Genomic DNA, 19,118 nt, shown 5'->3' on the forward strand with positions numbered 1-19,118 from the left:
TCGTATGCGCCGCCAGCTCAATACACTCTACATCACCACTGAGGGTGCTTGGCTCAGGAAAGATGGCGCCAATGTGGTCATGGATGTCGAAGGCAAGGAGCGGGCACGGCTCCCCATCCACATGCTCGAATCACTGGTCTGCTTCGGCAGGGTGCTGGTATCTCCACCATTAATGGGCTTTTGTGCCGAACAAGGGGTCACCATTACTCACCTGAGCCCCAACGGCAAGTTCCTTGCACGTATCGAGGGGCCGGTGTCAGGCAATGTGCTGCTGAGGCGTGCACAATACCGTGCCAGCGATGACGAGGTTGATTGTGCCGATATAGTTCGCGGTTTGTTGATTGGCAAGGTGCATAACCAACGTGCGGTAATCGCCAGGGGACTACGAGACTACGGTAGCAAGCTGGAGCCGCCCGAGCGAGAGGGCTTGGAAAAGGCACGCACCCGCCTAAGCCGGATCGCCCGGGACCTATTGAATGAATCCACGACAAATAGGTTACGTGGCCTAGAGGGCGAAGCTGCGCAGGTCTATTTTGGCGTCTTCGATAGTCTCATCCGCCACGATGGTGAAGCCTTCCGCTTCACGGGCCGCAACCGTCGTCCACCGCGTGATCGTCTCAATGCACTGCTGTCCTTTCTCTATACGTTGTTGACTCATGACTGCCGTTCGGCGCTAGAAAGCGTAGGACTGGACCCGTCGGTAGGCTTTCTTCATCGGGATCGCCCCGGCCGGCCCAGCTTGGCGCTCGATCTTGCCGAGGAGTTCAGGCCTCTATTGGGAGACCGATTGGCGTTGTCGCTAGTCAATCGCCGGCAATTGCGGGAGAAGGATTTTACGGTTGCTGAAAGTGGTGGTGTGGTATTAACCGACGATGCGCGCAAGACGGTACTGACCGCCTATCAGGAGAGAAAGCGTGAAGAGCTTAACCACGCTTTTATCGGCGAGAAGGCTCCGATTGGCATGCTGCCGATATTGCAGGCCCAGTTGCTGGCACGCCATCTGCGCGGCGACTTGGATGCCTACCCGCCCTTCTTGTGGAAGTGACTCGACTAGGAGAGTACAGCGATGATGGTTCTGGTCAGCTATGACGTCAGCACGTCATCAGAGGGTGGTGAAGGAAGATTGCGCCGGGTTGCCAAGGCTTGCCGTGATGTCGGGCAGCGAGTGCAATTCTCTGTTTTCGAGATCGAGGTCGATCCTGACCAATGGGTTCGCCTTCGGCAGCGGCTAATCGACCTGATCGATGATGAAGTGGATAGCTTGCGCTTCTACTTTCTGGGAAAGAACTGGAAGAACCGTATCGAGCATATTGGCGCCAAGCCTGCCTTGGATATGAATGGCCCCCTCGTTTTCTAGTCCCCCTGCTCTGCGAACCATAAGTGTCCTGAATTTTTCTGGTAGGTTCGCAGCTCTTTAATAAATTGATTTTTATACTTTTGTTATGTCTGACCATGAACGCCAGGCAGTATTTCCTGCTTCAGCATCCTGTTTCGCAGAACTACAGGTATTTCACCTTATCCATCAAAGCGTTATAAAGAAACAGTCGCGGCCCGCACGGCCGCGCGGATAGAAACATCTTCGGCGGCGTCATCTCGACTCCATGCCACCGTCGCGGCCCGCACGGCCGCGCGGATAGAAACAAGGATGGCGTCGAACGGGTGTGGCGGTCTTGGGTCGCGGCCCGCACGGCCGCGCGGATAGAAACCGTTCCCGTATCGCGGGCACTGGACCGCCAAGGACCGTCGCGGCCCGCACGGCCGCGCGGATAGAAACTCCTTAAACGTCTCGACAATCGCGCGGTCTTCCTGTCGCGGCCCGCACGGCCGCGCGGATAGAAACGGCCCGCTTGCGCGCTGCCTCCTGCCCTGGGCGGTGTCGCGGCCCGCACGGCCGCGCGGATAGAAACGCGGCTCCTTGGGCTTAGCCACGCCGGGTGGAGGGGTCGCGGCCCGCACGGCCGCGCGGATAGAAACATTCGCTTGAACTTCCTTGGATCAGAGAGCTAAACGTCGCGGCCCGCACGGCCGCGCGGATAGAAACATCAACGCCCACAAGTCCCAGGCGATCGCCCTGCGCGTCGCGGCCCGCACGGCCGCGCGGATAGAAACGGCATGGAAGTGCTGGACCACTCGCCCGGGGCGATCGTCGCGGCCCGCACGGCCGCGCGGATAGAAACACCCTTCTCCTCTGCGGGTTTCGGGGCCGCCTTGTCGCGGCCCGCACGGCCGCGCGGATAGAAACACAAACCTCTACCTCTACCGCCTGCACGACCAGCCGTCGCGGCCCGCACGGCCGCGCGGATAGAAACTGATCGAGAACGGCTGGTGGTTCGAGTGCCAGCACGTCGCGGCCCGCACGGCCGCGCGGATAGAAACACAAACCTCTACCTCTACCGCCTGCACGACCAGCGTCGCGGCCCGCACGGCCGCGCGGATAGAAACCTTGTGACTAACCTCAAGGCGGGCCTGATCAACGAGTCGCGGCCCGCACGGCCGCGCGGATAGAAACAAGTGCGGAGAGAATAAACCCCTCTCCGCTTTTTAGTCGCGGCCCGCACGGCCGCGCGGATAGAAACATTTGGTAGCCCGCTGCCTGCTACATGCAGGATATGTCGCGGCCCGCACGGCCGCGCGGATAGAAACACGGGCACCCTGTACTGATCGATCACGTCGGCAACGTCGCGGCCCGCACGGCCGCGCGGATAGAAACATGCCGGCACCTCCCGCCAACTGATGCCGGCCAGCGTCGCGGCCCGCACGGCCGCGCGGATAGAAACATTGTCGGCCTGCTGGGAGCGTCGCTGGTCGCCTGTCGCGGCCCGCACGGCCGCGCGGATAGAAACACGTCGTCGGTGCTCGCCTCTGTAGCCAGCACATCGTCGCGGCCCGCACGGCCGCGCGGATAGAAACGTGGCCGGCCAGCGCAACCGGGCCCGAGAGGCGGGTCGCGGCCCGCACGGCCGCGCGGATAGAAACCTCGGCAAGCCTTGTTGGCTCGGTGTCGACCTGGTCGCGGCCCGCACGGCCGCGCGGATAGAAACTCTTGGCGATAGATCAGGGTGCGCAGTTCAAGGGGTCGCGGCCCGCACGGCCGCGCGGATAGAAACTCCAGGCGCTCCACCCGGCTGGGCGAGACGTGGCGTCGCGGCCCGCACGGCCGCGCGGATAGAAACAATATCGGCAAGGGCAAGATCGTCGCCGAGATGCCGTCGCGGCCCGCACGGCCGCGCGGATAGAAACGCCATAACCGGTCTGCACCATGGTGGCAGACACCGTCGCGGCCCGCACGGCCGCGCGGATAGAAACAAATGCCACCCCTCCGAACTCCTCCAGGTCACTGACGTCGCGGCCCGCACGGCCGCGCGGATAGAAACACACCGACGCTGCTGGCCCTGCTGCAACTGGCGTCGCGGCCCGCACGGCCGCGCGGATAGAAACTGCACGGTGTTGCGATACTCGACGATCGAAGCGCGTCGCGGCCCGCACGGCCGCGCGGATAGAAACTCCTACCTGGAGCGCCTGCTGCACGCCCAGTCAACGTCGCGGCCCGCACGGCCGCGCGGATAGAAACCTCGCCGTCGAACCACACCGCCCGGGCGCCCCGGGTCGCGGCCCGCACGGCCGCGCGGATAGAAACTATACCGTGCTGACCCAAACGGGTCAGAACAAGGTCGCGGCCCGCACGGCCGCGCGGATAGAAACTATAGCCACCTGGCGCTGGGGCTGGCGCTGTCCAGTCGCGGCCCGCACGGCCGCGCGGATAGAAACACTGAGCAGAACAGCACGCTGGTCGGCGTGCTCGCGTCGCGGCCCGCACGGCCGCGCGGATAGAAACTGGCGCGAGATGCTCGGCCATGAGGACATGGATACGTCGCGGCCCGCACGGCCGCGCGGATAGAAACTGGAGCTTGGCGAGTCCCTTGCCGGTCACGAGCGCGTCGCGGCCCGCACGGCCGCGCGGATAGAAACCTCGGCGGCCCATATCGCAGCGTCTTCGCAGTACTGGTCGCGGCCCGCACGGCCGCGCGGATAGAAACGCCTCGCCCGGCCTTGGCCAGCGCCCGCATGGAGCGTCGCGGCCCGCACGGCCGCGCGGATAGAAACAACTCGGCCAGCCAGCGGCCCTCGTCGTAGCTGGTCGCGGCCCGCACGGCCGCGCGGATAGAAACTCGTGCACCCACCGGGCGAAACGGCGGGTCCAGTCGTCGCGGCCCGCACGGCCGCGCGGATAGAAACTCGTCGAGGCTGCCGAGCGCCGGGAACGCAAGGCCGTCGCGGCCCGCACGGCCGCGCGGATAGAAACGCCACCCAGGCCAACACCGAATGCGAGACGCGCGAGTCGCGGCCCGCACGGCCGCGCGGATAGAAACTCGTCGGGCTCGTCGTCACCGAAGGCCCAACGCCGTCGCGGCCCGCACGGCCGCGCGGATAGAAACACCTGGCCGCGCCGGGCCAGCACGTAGCGCTCGGTCGCGGCCCGCACGGCCGCGCGGATAGAAACACGCCGGTGAACATCGAGAAGGAGATGGAGGCTGCCGTCGCGGCCCGCACGGCCGCGCGGATAGAAACCGGTCGTTCGCGGATGCCAGCCGGGCTATGCAGGATGTCGCGGCCCGCACGGCCGCGCGGATAGAAACACGAGCGAGCTAGGCCGCCTGACGACTCAGATCGGCGTCGCGGCCCGCACGGCCGCGCGGATAGAAACGAGATCCTCGGCGTCGACCCCCTGACCGGCGAGGTCGCGGCCCGCACGGCCGCGCGGATAGAAACTCCAGCCAGTGGGGCAGCTACGACGAGGGCCGCTGGTCGCGGCCCGCACGGCCGCGCGGATAGAAACTACGCGATCGGCATGCAGCGGCTGGACGAGCTGCGGTCGCGGCCCGCACGGCCGCGCGGATAGAAACCTGACGAATAAGGGCGACCTCGCTGCCTACCTGGGCGTCGCGGCCCGCACGGCCGCGCGGATAGAAACTGGTCTCCGCGCAGCAGGCCCTGAACGTTGAACTCGTCGCGGCCCGCACGGCCGCGCGGATAGAAACTTGGGGTGCACGGGGATCAGCTCGGTGGGGTAGCCGTCGCGGCCCGCACGGCCGCGCGGATAGAAACCATGTCACCGCCAGGTGGGCGTGGGCTTCGCAGTAGTCGCGGCCCGCACGGCCGCGCGGATAGAAACTCCGTCAGGGGTCGGAAAAATATCCGAGCCAGGGTCGTCGCGGCCCGCACGGCCGCGCGGATAGAAACCAGGTGCTCGATCTCCCAGTCGGGCAACACCTGGTCGTCGCGGCCCGCACGGCCGCGCGGATAGAAACGGGTGCTCGCACAGGGCGTTAAAGCCAGCGGCGGGAGTCGCGGCCCGCACGGCCGCGCGGATAGAAACTTGAAGCGGCCCGCGCTCACCATCTCGGCGAACTGGTCGCGGCCCGCACGGCCGCGCGGATAGAAACCACACATCGGTCCAGCGCTCGCTGGGCATGGCCAGGTCGCGGCCCGCACGGCCGCGCGGATAGAAACCGTTAATGGCGGTTTTCAAATGGCAGCGCGCCCCGTCGCGGCCCGCACGGCCGCGCGGATAGAAACCGCCAGCACCCGAGCCTCGGCGCGCTCGCGATAGTGTCGCGGCCCGCACGGCCGCGCGGATAGAAACATCAACGGCATGTGACGATCAGTTCGCCCCGGATGTCGCGGCCCGCACGGCCGCGCGGATAGAAACACTCCCTCGATGGCTCTCAGCCCAGCGGTTACGGTGGTCGCGGCCCGCACGGCCGCGCGGATAGAAACAGGAGCGCACCGCCGAAGAGCGCTTCGGCCCCGAGTCGCGGCCCGCACGGCCGCGCGGATAGAAACCTTGAGCTAGCAGCAAAGACCCAGAAAGACTACGAGTCGCGGCCCGCACGGCCGCGCGGATAGAAACCAGTGGAAGCCCATGATTTGATAGGCGCCCCACGTCGCGGCCCGCACGGCCGCGCGGATAGAAACCCCCTCGGCGAGCCGGTGCTCGTCACCGACCCGTGTCGCGGCCCGCACGGCCGCGCGGATAGAAACGCCAGCAGGCGCTCGACCGCATCATGATCGGCTTGTCGCGGCCCGCACGGCCGCGCGGATAGAAACGCCACGGGCGGGCGTGATCGACGTAGCGTCTTTTACGTCGCGGCCCGCACGGCCGCGCGGATAGAAACGCGTGACAGCACGGTGATAACCACTTCGCCACGGGGTCGCGGCCCGCACGGCCGCGCGGATAGAAACGCTGCCGTCGGCCAGCGTTGCTGTTGCTGTTAGGTCGCGGCCCGCACGGCCGCGCGGATAGAAACGGATGCTTGCGCAGCCTGATAATCACCGTGCCGGGTCGCGGCCCGCACGGCCGCGCGGATAGAAACTGCGGCAAGTCAGTGAAGAAAGAGGAGGCCTGACGTCGCGGCCCGCACGGCCGCGCGGATAGAAACGGCTGCCTGATCGAGGGCATCACCTGGGCTGAGCGTCGCGGCCCGCACGGCCGCGCGGATAGAAACACTCCCTCGATGGCTCTCAGCCCAGCGGTTACGGTGTCGCGGCCCGCACGGCCGCGCGGATAGAAACGTTCCAAGAGCCGTAGCCCGGCGGCGGGCAGCCAGTCGCGGCCCGCACGGCCGCGCGGATAGAAACAACGGCGCCGGCAGGTCACCATGTGGCCGCCGGGTCGCGGCCCGCACGGCCGCGCGGATAGAAACGCGGATGCCCTGGCAGTCGATGCTGGTCGTTGCCGTCGCGGCCCGCACGGCCGCGCGGATAGAAACTCATCGCATGGAGCAACACAGTGAAAAAGCCACTTGTCGCGGCCCGCACGGCCGCGCGGATAGAAACCCGCGTCAACGGCGAGGATCGCCTCGCCGAGCGCGTCGCGGCCCGCACGGCCGCGCGGATAGAAACCAGTTGGCCACCTGCCAGCCAGCGGCGAAGGTGGCGTCGCGGCCCGCACGGCCGCGCGGATAGAAACTCGGCGGTGGCCCACTTGCTGCCGAGATAGCCAAGTCGCGGCCCGCACGGCCGCGCGGATAGAAACAAGGCCATGGGCGCCGCCGTGCTCGCCAACCCCAGTCGCGGCCCGCACGGCCGCGCGGATAGAAACATTGAGCCAAGCCGACTGCAGGCTGCCGATGTAAGTCGCGGCCCGCACGGCCGCGCGGATAGAAACCGGCTCGGTGTTGTAACCCGCGGCGATGAGTGACGTCGCGGCCCGCACGGCCGCGCGGATAGAAACTCGCCGATGAGCTCGGCGATACGGGCGACTCGCCAGTCGCGGCCCGCACGGCCGCGCGGATAGAAACTACATCAGGCGCAGCGCCTACATCAGCCGATATAATGTCGCGGCCCGCACGGCCGCGCGGATAGAAACTTTATGAAACGGAGACGGGCATAATGTTTAAACGTGTCGCGGCCCGCACGGCCGCGCGGATAGAAACTTTCCTCGCTCTACGTAACGCTGATCGTTTGCCAGGTCGCGGCCCGCACGGCCGCGCGGATAGAAACCACGCACATGCTGATAGCCGGTCGCCTCATCTATGTCGCGGCCCGCACGGCCGCGCGGATAGAAACCTGTGAACCGGAGGGAGCTATGACTCCAGATACCGTCGCGGCCCGCACGGCCGCGCGGATAGAAACCGAATGCCGTCATCGGCACCGACGAGCATGGCGAGTCGCGGCCCGCACGGCCGCGCGGATAGAAACAATACATCCCGCATGTAGGCAAGTGGACGTCAGGTCGCGGCCCGCACGGCCGCGCGGATAGAAACCACGGCTCATCCAGCGTGCGACCCTCCTGGCGGCGTCGCGGCCCGCACGGCCGCGCGGATAGAAACCCCTTAGGAGGGTAGTGGGCAAGGAAGGAATCGCGTCGCGGCCCGCACGGCCGCGCGGATAGAAACGTAGTTGGCGTCACGGGTCGCCTGGGCGTCCCCGGTCGCGGCCCGCACGGCCGCGCGGATAGAAACGCCTTCGCGGCCCACCGGCTGGTGCTGGCCAAGGGTCGCGGCCCGCACGGCCGCGCGGATAGAAACGCTCAGGACCACCCTGGCGAAGCTAAAATGACGACGTCGCGGCCCGCACGGCCGCGCGGATAGAAACGTTCTCGTAGGTATGCGCCAGGCAGATGCCGAGCGTCGCGGCCCGCACGGCCGCGCGGATAGAAACCTTGAGCGCATCGACCAGGTGATGGTGCGCTCCACGGTCGCGGCCCGCACGGCCGCGCGGATAGAAACACCACCATGTCGGCAGTAACCAGCGTACGGCGCGCGTCGCGGCCCGCACGGCCGCGCGGATAGAAACCAATCGTGGCGGCGGCAGCACTTCACGCCCTCGCGTCGCGGCCCGCACGGCCGCGCGGATAGAAACAAGGATGTCCACGGCATAGAACCCGTATTGATAAAGTCGCGGCCCGCACGGCCGCGCGGATAGAAACGACACCTACCGCGCCGAGACAGCACAGCAGCAGAAGTCGCGGCCCGCACGGCCGCGCGGATAGAAACGTGGCGGGCATCTGCGGATACATCGCCCGCACCTAGTCGCGGCCCGCACGGCCGCGCGGATAGAAACACCCTGGTTGGCGTGGGCAAGGACGATGGCAACCTCGTCGCGGCCCGCACGGCCGCGCGGATAGAAACAGTTGCTGTCCATGCCTGACCCACTCCACGAACCCGGTCGCGGCCCGCACGGCCGCGCGGATAGAAACCGGCAGATCATGCCAATGGTCGCCCAGGGCGAACTCGTCGCGGCCCGCACGGCCGCGCGGATAGAAACCAGAGCGAAAAAAGGTGCAGGAGCTGGAACTTAAGGTCGCGGCCCGCACGGCCGCGCGGATAGAAACTACGCGACGATCAGGGTGCTGATGCATCTCGGTCGTCGCGGCCCGCACGGCCGCGCGGATAGAAACATCTCGAACAAGTCGGACCTTGCCAAGTACATATCGTCGCGGCCCGCACGGCCGCGCGGATAGAAACATCCAGCACTAGGAGCGCAGGGCGGGTGAACGCCGTCGCGGCCCGCACGGCCGCGCGGATAGAAACGATAACCGATGCACAGCACGCCAACAACAGAGGAGGGTCGCGGCCCGCACGGCCGCGCGGATAGAAACGTTCCTGCGCGCACCGCTGCGGGCCAATCAAGCCGTCGCGGCCCGCACGGCCGCGCGGATAGAAACGATCATGGCCTCATCCGCTCAACGATGGCGTGACGTCGCGGCCCGCACGGCCGCGCGGATAGAAACCCACAGAAAAACAGGCGATTGAGTGCACCTGCACGTCGCGGCCCGCACGGCCGCGCGGATAGAAACACCACGCGCTGCTCGAGGCGCTCGCGGTCAGCGTTGGGTCGCGGCCCGCACGGCCGCGCGGATAGAAACTGTTCCTGGTCGCTCACATCGCACCCCCTCGCCAGGTCGCGGCCCGCACGGCCGCGCGGATAGAAACTCATAATTTTTCTCACAGGCACAAAAAACCCGCGTCGCGGCCCGCACGGCCGCGCGGATAGAAACGCGGCGCCTTCGCCTTCTGCCTGGCCGCGAAGCTTGTCGCGGCCCGCACGGCCGCGCGGATAGAAACCAACCCGTTTGATAGGAGGTCCACGCAATGCCGCACGTCGCGGCCCGCACGGCCGCGCGGATAGAAACTAACAGCCTGGTTAGCGCCCTGATGAACGCCGAAACGTCGCGGCCCGCACGGCCGCGCGGATAGAAACACCCTGGTTGGCGTGGGCAAGGACGATGGCAACCGTCGCGGCCCGCACGGCCGCGCGGATAGAAACTCGATAGCGAGCAGTTGGCGCACCTCGTCGCTGGTCGCGGCCCGCACGGCCGCGCGGATAGAAACAGATCAAGAAAGACCTCAAGGTTGGATACTGTGATCGTCGCGGCCCGCACGGCCGCGCGGATAGAAACCGTTTTTCTGCGAATCGGTGAACGCTTCATGCGGCGTCGCGGCCCGCACGGCCGCGCGGATAGAAACACCACGTCGTCAATGAACTCGCCATAGCTGCTCATGTCGCGGCCCGCACGGCCGCGCGGATAGAAACCATGAAGTGAAGACCGCCGCGCTGGGCTACACCTAGTCGCGGCCCGCACGGCCGCGCGGATAGAAACATCCCGGCCACGCACGACGCCGAGGGCAACAAGATCGTCGCGGCCCGCACGGCCGCGCGGATAGAAACTTCGGCCAGGCGTACAACAGCGTGTACCTGGACAAGTCGCGGCCCGCACGGCCGCGCGGATAGAAACTCAGCGAAGCGCTGCGCCCAATAGGCGGCTGACTCGTCGCGGCCCGCACGGCCGCGCGGATAGAAACGAAAGTCACGTCGGGCAGCAGGTCAGATTGACGGGCGGTCGCGGCCCGCACGGCCGCGCGGATAGAAACGCGTCTCGCCCCGTTGGTGGCGTCGTGTTGCTCGGGTCGCGGCCCGCACGGCCGCGCGGATAGAAACGCCTTCGCGGCCCACCGGCTGGTGCTGGCCAAGGCGTCGCGGCCCGCACGGCCGCGCGGATAGAAACGACTCGCACCCATGGCCCAGGCCCTTTGTACTCACGTCGCGGCCCGCACGGCCGCGCGGATAGAAACTGGCACTGGCTCTGCTGCAGGCACATTGTTGCGAAGGGTCGCGGCCCGCACGGCCGCGCGGATAGAAACGTGCCGGTGGTAACGGGGGTCTCAACCTCCCGTTGTCGCGGCCCGCACGGCCGCGCGGATAGAAACCGTCAACCGCGAGAGAAGCGAAATGAACGATATGGGTCGCGGCCCGCACGGCCGCGCGGATAGAAACCGTCAACCGCGAGAGAAGCGAAATGAACGATATGGGTCGCGGCCCGCACGGCCGCGCGGATAGAAACATGGGCGGCGGTGGCGCTGGCGGTATCGGCGCCGGGTCGCGGCCCGCACGGCCGCGCGGATAGAAACAACGAAGAGTGGGCCAACAGCCCCGCCCCCGACCAGTCGCGGCCCGCACGGCCGCGCGGATAGAAACATTCACTCCCTGCTGCGGCATGGCGCCGAGCGCAAGTCGCGGCCCGCACGGCCGCGCGGATAGAAACATTTCTTGTAACGCCAGCGTCATAGCGTCATATCGTCGCGGCCCGCACGGCCGCGCGGATAGAAACCTTGCGCCGCTGCTGGTAGTGCTGGCGGATGGCCAGTCGCGGCCCGCACGGCCGCGCGGATAGAAACCATGACTTGCGGATGGAATACATGGCGCTCACATGTCGCGGCCCGCACGGCCGCGCGGATAGAAACTATCTATTGGAAATGAAAACCACCAATGATCGAGTCGCGGCCCGCACGGCCGCGCGGATAGAAACTGACGTCGATTCACAGGGCCACGACAGAGCCACGAGTCGCGGCCCGCACGGCCGCGCGGATAGAAACGCTCATCGTCATACCCAGTTGAAGCCGCCGGCGCGTCGCGGCCCGCACGGCCGCGCGGATAGAAACACGTAAGTACGCCCCGGCCCTTTGCGGTTGCCACGTCGCGGCCCGCACGGCCGCGCGGATAGAAACCGTAAGGGATAAAGACATGACCAAGACTGCCCAGGAGGTCGCGGCCCGCACGGCCGCGCGGATAGAAACTTCTTGAGGGTGGTGATCAGGCCTTGGCCTGCTTGCGTCGCGGCCCGCACGGCCGCGCGGATAGAAACGTGACCCTGCTCTGCAACGCCATGAATGAGCGGGATGTCGCGGCCCGCACGGCCGCGCGGATAGAAACTCCTCGGGCTTTGGCGAGGGCCGCGTGTGCGTCACGTCGCGGCCCGCACGGCCGCGCGGATAGAAACGTCAACGCTCATCGTCGTCTCGGGATTGCGGTAGCGTCGCGGCCCGCACGGCCGCGCGGATAGAAACCGCCTGATGGAATGCAGCTCGGATCCGATGATAATGTCGCGGCCCGCACGGCCGCGCGGATAGAAACAAGTACACCGAACTGGTGCCGCTGGACAGCTCGGGTCGCGGCCCGCACGGCCGCGCGGATAGAAACCGCCTGGGGCTGCTCGACGCAACCGAGGATTACCAGTCGCGGCCCGCACGGCCGCGCGGATAGAAACACCGCGCGCGGCAGCCTCTGCGTCCCATAGCGCCTTGTCGCGGCCCGCACGGCCGCGCGGATAGAAACCTTTTGGCTTGCCCGCAACGGTACGCGAAGAAACGTCGCGGCCCGCACGGCCGCGCGGATAGAAACCATCGCCCACAGCACGCGCTCGCGGCACGCCTCGGGTCGCGGCCCGCACGGCCGCGCGGATAGAAACAAGGCGCATCGCGAACGGGTCATGGCGATCCTCGCGTCGCGGCCCGCACGGCCGCGCGGATAGAAACGCCACGATCCATGGCGCGGAAATGCGCTCTGGCTCGTCGCGGCCCGCACGGCCGCGCGGATAGAAACTCCTATGCGAACGAAGAAGGCCCGCACGTGGCGGGGTCGCGGCCCGCACGGCCGCGCGGATAGAAACATCTTCGGCGGCGTTATCTCGACGCCATGCCACCGTCGCGGCCCGCACGGCCGCGCGGATAGAAACATCTTCGGCGGCGTTATCTCGACGCCATGCCACCCGTCGCGGCCCGCACGGCCGCGCGGATAGAAACTACCTGCTCCGGTTCGTTGGCGCCCTGATCCCAGGTCGCGGCCCGCACGGCCGCGCGGATAGAAACATTGCTGCTGACGGCACGCAATCTTTCCGGCTTACGTCGCGGCCCGCACGGCCGCGCGGATAGAAACAGCAGCGGCTGCACACCGAGGACGCGAGCGGCTTCGCGTCGCGGCCCGCACGGCCGCGCGGGTAGAAACCCCGATTGTCTCTATGCCTACTCCACGGACGACGTGTCGCGGCCCGCACGGCCGCGCGGATAGAAACTCAGCGAAGCGCTGCGCCCAGTAGGCGGCTGACTCGTCGCGGCCCGCACGGCCGCGCGGATAGAAACTCGTCAACCAGGCTTGGTCTAACGTGGCTCATATCGTCGCGGCCCGCACGGCCGCGCGGATAGAAACTCGACCGCCTTGATCAGGGCGGTCTGGCTAGGGTCGTCGCGGCCCGCACGGCCGCGCGGATAGAAACAAGGTTGGCTACTACCTCGACTTGTTGCGCGAAGCGTCGCGGCCCGCACGGCCGCGCGGATAGAAACTCTGCCGATCTGACGGCCCTGCTGATATAGCCAGGTCGCGGCCCGCACGGCCGCGCGGATAGAAACCATCAGTAGCCGTAGATGATAGCTGCTAATCCAGCGTCGCGGCCCGCACGGCCGCGCGGATAGAAACGCTGACAATGCTGCGGCGCTTGAGCAAATCGCTCGTCGCGGCCCGCACGGCCGCGCGGATAGAAACAGTTATCCGGTAGCGCCAGTGTCAGGCGCTGTAATGGTCGCGGCCCGCACGGCCGCGCGGATAGAAACGCTGACAATGCTGCGGCGCTTGAGCAAATCGCTCAGGTCGCGGCCCGCACGGCCGCGCGGATAGAAACATGGCTTTTGACTCATTGCAAAGACCGTAACGAACAGTCGCGGCCCGCACGGCCGCGCGGATAGAAACCGGCCCGCCATTGAGGGTAGCAGGCATATGCAGCGTGTCGCGGCCCGCACGGCCGCGCGGATAGAAACACATTATTGCTAACGATGAGGAAGTCACCGTAGTTGTCGCGGCCCGCACGGCCGCGCGGATAGAAACATCGACGAATCGAGACTGCTTGGGGGTCAGCTCGAGTCGCGGCCCGCACGGCCGCGCGGATAGAAACAAGTCGATTGTTTTTGTCACGAAATGGTGGAGGCAGGTCGCGGCCCGCACGGCCGCGCGGATAGAAACGACACCGAAGCGAAGATGTTATCGACCTGGTTTTGTCGCGGCCCGCACGGCCGCGCGGATAGAAACATCTCGGCGGCGGTGTAGAAGCCGAGCATCAGCGAGGTCGCGGCCCGCACGGCCGCGCGGATAGAAACCCAGGGTCAGCACCTCGCCGTCATCCTCGCCGAGTCGCGGCCCGCACGGCCGCGCGGATAGAAACTGGCCGAGCATCGCCGCGCCGCGGGAATAGCGCGTGTCGCGGCCCGCACGGCCGCGCGGATAGAAACGCTCATCGTCATACCCAGTTGAAGCCGCCGGCGCGTCGCGGCCCGCACGGCCGCGCGGATAGAAACGGGCTCAGCGGGTCGGTCACGTTGTAGCGCTGGCCGTCGCGGCCCGCACGGCCGCGCGGATAGAAACCTCGGCGCTGTTGCGGAAGGTCATCAGGTGCCCCCGTCGCGGCCCGCACGGCCGCGCGGATAGAAACTCGTCTATGAAGCGCCAGGCGGCGCGAAGGGCTTCGTCGCGGCCCGCACGGCCGCGCGGATAGAAACGTCACGCGGCATATCGAATGCTTGGGAAGTCTCCGGTCGCGGCCCGCACGGCCGCGCGGATAGAAACTTTTGGCGGGAGTGATGCGCAACGGGATGGCCCGGGTCGCGGCCCGCACGGCCGCGCGGATAGAAACAGCTGCTCGCAATCCTTCTGGTGTCACTGGTCTGGTCGCGGCCCGCACGGCCGCGCGGATAGAAACCGCGCCGGTTTGCTAGCTCTTGTTGTGCTTACCCCAAGGTCGCGGCCCGCACGGCCGCGCGGATAGAAACCGCTACGCGGAGTGGTTCCCCAACAGCCCCAATGCGTCGCGGCCCGCACGGCCGCGCGGATAGAAACCCCCACCCCCGAGCCCCCCATTAATATCGCCCCCGTCGCGGCCCGCACGGCCGCGCGGATAGAAACAAATGCGGGGCTTCACCACCCGCCGGCGCGCCTTGGTCGCGGCCCGCACGGCCGCGCGGATAGAAACTCCCAGGCGTGCCAGGAGGCGCTGCCAGGCCACGTCGCGGCCCGCACGGCCGCGCGGATAGAAACCGATAGCGGTGGTGACCTGCGCGCCGCGCGCATACGTCGCGGCCCGCACGGCCGCGCGGATAGAAACGCACAGCTCCAGGAACAGGCTGACGGCCAGCGACTCGTCGCGGCCCGCACGGCCGCGCGGATAGAAACGTGAGCTGATCAACATGCACGCCGCCGCTCTGGAGGTCGCGGCCCGCACGGCCGCGCGGATAGAAACATCAGCGGCGGTAGTGTCGTGTTGCTCGGTCATGTCGCGGCCCGCACGGCCGCGCGGATAGAAACCCACTTGGGATTCTGGCGGGCAGTGCCCCGCCATGTCGCGGCCCGCACGGCCGCGCGGATAGAAACTTGGCGAGATCCGGCTTCACTGTATCGATGGCAAGTCGCGGCCCGCACGGCCGCGCGGATAGAAACAGGACCGCTTGCAGCTCCTCAAACTCGGGGTGGGTCGCGGCCCGCACGGCCGCGCGGATAGAAACAAGATCTGCTGTGGTGGGAGTAGCATTGGTCATTAAGTCGCGGCCCGCACGGCCGCGCGGATAGAAACACAATTTAAACAACGACAGCAAAGTCTCCGAGGTCGTCGCGGCCCGCACGGCCGCGCGGATAGAAACACCATCAACCGAGCTGCAGTTCACTGTCGTTTTGTGTCGCGGCCCGCACGGCCGCGCGGATAGAAACCGCTGCAAACCGCCTTCGGGCGCGTCACGGTCAGGTCGCGGCCCGCACGGCCGCGCGGATAGAAACGGCTTGGGTGATGTCGCCCGCCAGGAACCAATCGAGTCGCGGCCCGCACGGCCGCGCGGATAGAAACGCCCTGGCGTGTCAGCAGCAGGCCCGCCCCGACGAGTCGCGGCCCGCACGGCCGCGCGGATAGAAACGTGAACATCGACGAGGCAGCGCTGCATAAGAACGGTCGCGGCCCGCACGGCCGCGCGGATAGAAACTGTGTGACGACGGCGATGATCTCGCGCCTGCTCTGGTCGCGGCCCGCACGGCCGCGCGGATAGAAACTTGCGCGTGGCGATGGCCTCTTGAATCGCCGCCAGTCGCGGCCCGCACGGCCGCGCGGATAGAAACATGGTGGTGTTCCCCCTGCGTGATATCGGGGAAAGGTCGCGGCCCGCACGGCCGCGCGGATAGAAACCCGGTCGTCTCCATGGGCACGAAGGTGGCCAGGGAGTCGCGGCCCGCACGGCCGCGCGGATAGAAACACCGTCTACCAGCACCGCCACCACGGCCTCTCGCAAGTCGCGGCCCGCACGGCCGCGCGGATAGAAACCCGTTCGGAGAGTTCACGACTGGCGGCGGCATCGCGTCGCGGCCCGCACGGCCGCGCGGATAGAAACCTGGCGCCGGTAGTGCCAGCCGGCCAGCGGATTGAGTCGCGGCCCGCACGGCCGCGCGGATAGAAACTCGATGGTGACGTGATCAACGGGGAGCATCGCGGACGTCGCGGCCCGCACGGCCGCGCGGATAGAAACTGCCTTTAGTGGCTGCCGCTGAACCGAAGCCAGAGGTCGCGGCCCGCACGGCCGCGCGGATAGAAACAGGCCGACATGTTCGCTGGCCACGGCGCTGCACAGGTCGCGGCCCGCACGGCCGCGCGGATAGAAACTGGTCAAGGGTGGCAGCAGCCAGTCGACGAGCCGGGTCGCGGCCCGCACGGCCGCGCGGATAGAAACCGAGAACGCCTCGCTGCCGCCGTCGCGGAACGCCTGTCGCGGCCCGCACGGGTCGCGCGGATAGAAACATGGCCATGATTGCCTGGGCGGAGCGTTCGGTGAGTCGCGGCCCGTATGGCCGCGTGGATAGAAACTATGGCTCAATATCCGCGCTTGAGGCCGAGCGTCAGTCGCGGCCCGCACGGGTCGTGCGGATAGAAACTGGGTACGGTCGTACTTGTTGAGTGGATCGAAATGGTCTCGGCCCGCACGGGTCGCGCGGGTAGAAACGCCACGTAGTCGGTGTGCAGGGTGATGTCGACGCAGGTCGCGGCCCGCACGGGTCGCGCGGGTAGAAACTCGGCAGCGCCCTCGCGCACCAGGTTGAGCATCACGTCGCGGCCCGCACGGGTCGCGCGGGTAGAAACGCGGTAGCTGGTGCCGCCGGGCTCCGCCGTTTGGGTCGCGGCCCGCACGGGTTGCGCGGGTAGAAACCCGTTGTAGCGGGCGGGACAGACGGCAAGTCGCCGGGTCGCGGCCCGCATGGGTCGCGCGGATAGAAACAACATCGGCCCCTTCACCATCCGCCCGGCAGGGCGTCGCGGCCCGCACGGATAGAAACAACTTCCACGAGCTGGCCGTCCAGGCCAGCACCGAGTCGCGGCTCGCACGGGCCGCGCGGATAGAAACGCCGCAGACATCTTCACCGGTCTATTCGATGACGTCGCGATCCCGCACGGGCCTCGTGGGTAGGAACTTCTACGACCCTATGGGGTGGATGATGTCCTCGTGTCGCGATCCGCACGGGCCACGCGGCACGCGGATAGAAGCCAGTAATACCGGTTTATTATCGCGATGGTGAGACTTGCGCGGCCTACTAGAGCTGTGCATTTACCCCCCAAACTCCTCCGTATCGATCTCCGCCTGCAGCGCTTCACCATAGCGGGCGCCGGCGACCTGGTCCGGCGTCAGGATGGCGCTGAGCCGCTCCAGGGTGGCGGCATCCAGGCGCAGGTTTTCCGCGGCGAGGTTTTCGCGCATGTGGGCGATGGAGCGGGTGCCGGGGATGGGGAACACGTCATCGCCTTGGGCCATGAGCCAGGCGAGGGCGAGCTGGCCGGTGGTGACTTCCCGTTCGCTGGCGATGGCCTGGAGTTTTTCCAACTGGCGCAGGTTACGCGACAGGTTGTCGGCGCTGAAACGCGGCATGCCGTGGCGCACGTCGTTTTCGGTGAGCTGGTTGGCGTCGGTAACGGCGCCGGCCAGGAAGCCGCGCCCCAGCGGGCTGAAGGCGACCAGTGCGGTGTCGGCTTCGCGGCAGGCCTCGAGCAGGGCGATCTCGGGGTTACGGGTCCACAGCGAGTATTCGGATTGCACGGCGGCAATGGGATGTTCGGTTCGGGCGCGGCGTAGGGTGGCGGCGGAGATTTCCGAGAGCCCGATGGCGCGAATCTTGCCCTCTTCCACCAGTCGCGCCAAGGCACCGACACTCTCTTCGATGGACACCTGACGATCCAGCCGGTGCAGGTAGTAGAGGTCCAAGTGGTCGGTGCGCAGCCGCTGGAGGCTTGCCTCGCACTGGCGTCGAATCGTCTCGGGGCGGCCGTCGATCACTTTTCTGCCGAGTTCGGGGTTCATGGCCATGCCGCACTTGCTGGCGAGGAAGATTCGGTCGCGCTTGCCAGCCAGTGCCTTGCCTACCACTTGCTCGTTGGCCGTGGCGCCGTAGAGGGTGGCGGTGTCGAAGTGGCGATAGCCCATCTCGAAGGCTTGTTCGAGGGCGCGTAGGGCCTCGGGTTCGGGAACGGGGTTGCCGTAGCCATGGGAGAGGTTCATGCAGCCCAGGCCGATGGTGGGCGAGGCCGCTTCCTTGAGGCGAGAGAAGATCGACATGCAGGCTCCGGGTCGGGGGAACAGGGCTCTTATCATGCCGAGCCGGGACGCGGGCCCGCAAGTGAAGCGCCGCGCCCGGTTCTTCATACCATTTCCTCAATTTCCCGCTACGGTGGCAGAACCAAGCGTAACGCGGCCGTTTGTCTGGCCAAGGATAGAGGAGACGATCATGAGCGTTGTCGAGGCGGCCCATTACGGCCGTGTGAACCGTTACCTGCACTGGGGCATGGCACTGCTGCTCGCCTGGCAGTTCACTACCACGAGCGTGCGGGTGTTGCTGAGCGATACGGCGCTTGACGAGCTGCTTTGGTCCACCCATCGGCCAACGGGCTTTCTGCTGCTGGCGCTGGTGGTGGTGCGGGTCGCCTGGGCTTTCGCCAGCCGGGCTAGCCAGCCGCCGGCGCTGAGTGCGGCGGCACGCCTGGGGCACTTGACCCTGTATGGGCTGATGCTGGTGGTGCCTTCGGTGGCACTGTTGCGCCAGTACGGCTCAGGGCGCGCCTTCGAGCCGTTCGGCATTCCGCTGATGCCCGGCTTCGAGGGCGAGCGTATCGAGTGGATGGTGGCCGCGGGCAGCCTGTTCCACGGTGTGCTTGGCTGGACGTTGCTGGCGTTGATCGTGGGCCACGTGGCGATGGTGGTCTGGCATCGGCGCAACGGGCAGGACGTGTTGCCGCGCATGCTGGTGCGTTGATGCCATGAGCCAGGAGGCGC

At 67.1% G+C, this 19,118-nt stretch carries 5 protein-coding genes and 1 CRISPR repeat array; of the genes, 3 read left to right on the top strand and 2 right to left on the bottom strand.

Annotation, left to right across the window (positions count from 1 at the left end; genetic code table 11):
* The first annotated feature begins 4 nt into the window (after positions 1–4).
* Positions 5–1,045: a type I-C CRISPR-associated endonuclease Cas1c gene (gene cas1c / locus HOP51_RS16495; protein ID WP_234275010.1), complete on the top strand. Its 1,041-nt coding sequence runs from the start codon at positions 5–7 to the stop codon at positions 1,043–1,045.
* Positions 1,046–1,066: 21 nt separating this feature from the next.
* Complete coding sequence (cas2, locus tag HOP51_RS16500) at positions 1,067–1,357, top strand: CRISPR-associated endonuclease Cas2 (RefSeq protein ID WP_010626372.1); 291 nt, start codon at positions 1,067–1,069, stop codon at positions 1,355–1,357.
* A gap of 186 nt (positions 1,358–1,543) precedes the next feature.
* Positions 1,544–16,532: a CRISPR direct-repeat array (repeat unit 32 nt; unit sequence GTCGCGGCCCGCACGGCCGCGCGGATAGAAAC).
* Positions 16,533–16,672: 140 nt separating this feature from the next.
* Here the strand turns inward: cas2 and HOP51_RS21095 are convergent.
* Complete coding sequence (locus HOP51_RS21095; protein ID WP_407061818.1) at positions 16,673–17,080, bottom strand: hypothetical protein; 408 nt, start codon at positions 17,078–17,080, stop codon at positions 16,673–16,675.
* 322 nt (positions 17,081–17,402) lie between these two features.
* Positions 17,403–18,404 (bottom strand): aldo/keto reductase, encoded by a 1,002-nt coding sequence (locus tag HOP51_RS16505; RefSeq protein WP_234275011.1) that lies wholly within the window; start codon positions 18,402–18,404, stop codon positions 17,403–17,405.
* A 169-nt stretch (positions 18,405–18,573) separates the two neighbouring features.
* Here HOP51_RS16505 and HOP51_RS16510 point away from each other — a divergent pair, with 169 nt between their 5' ends.
* Complete coding sequence (locus HOP51_RS16510) at positions 18,574–19,098, top strand: cytochrome b (RefSeq protein ID WP_234275012.1); 525 nt, start codon at positions 18,574–18,576, stop codon at positions 19,096–19,098.
* The last annotated feature ends 20 nt before the right edge of the window (positions 19,099–19,118 follow it).

Origin of the sequence: Billgrantia zhangzhouensis, assembly GCF_021404465.1 — a bacterium.
GTDB classification, from domain to species: Bacteria; Pseudomonadota; Gammaproteobacteria; order Pseudomonadales; family Halomonadaceae; genus Halomonas; species Halomonas zhangzhouensis.

What these genes read in the sequence shown, in the direction of transcription:
- cas1c (WP_234275010.1), top strand. Translation starts at nt 5, where the DNA reads ATGCGCCGCCAGCTCAATACACTCTACATCACCACTGAGGGTGCTTGG.
- cas2 (WP_010626372.1), top strand. Translation starts at nt 1,067, where the DNA reads ATGATGGTTCTGGTCAGCTATGACGTCAGCACGTCATCAGAGGGTGGT.
- HOP51_RS21095 (WP_407061818.1), bottom strand. Translation starts at nt 17,080, where the DNA reads ATGTTGTTTCTATCCGCGCGACCCATGCGGGCCGCGACCCGGCGACTT.
- HOP51_RS16505 (WP_234275011.1), bottom strand. Translation starts at nt 18,404, where the DNA reads ATGTCGATCTTCTCTCGCCTCAAGGAAGCGGCCTCGCCCACCATCGGC.
- HOP51_RS16510 (WP_234275012.1), top strand. Translation starts at nt 18,574, where the DNA reads ATGAGCGTTGTCGAGGCGGCCCATTACGGCCGTGTGAACCGTTACCTG.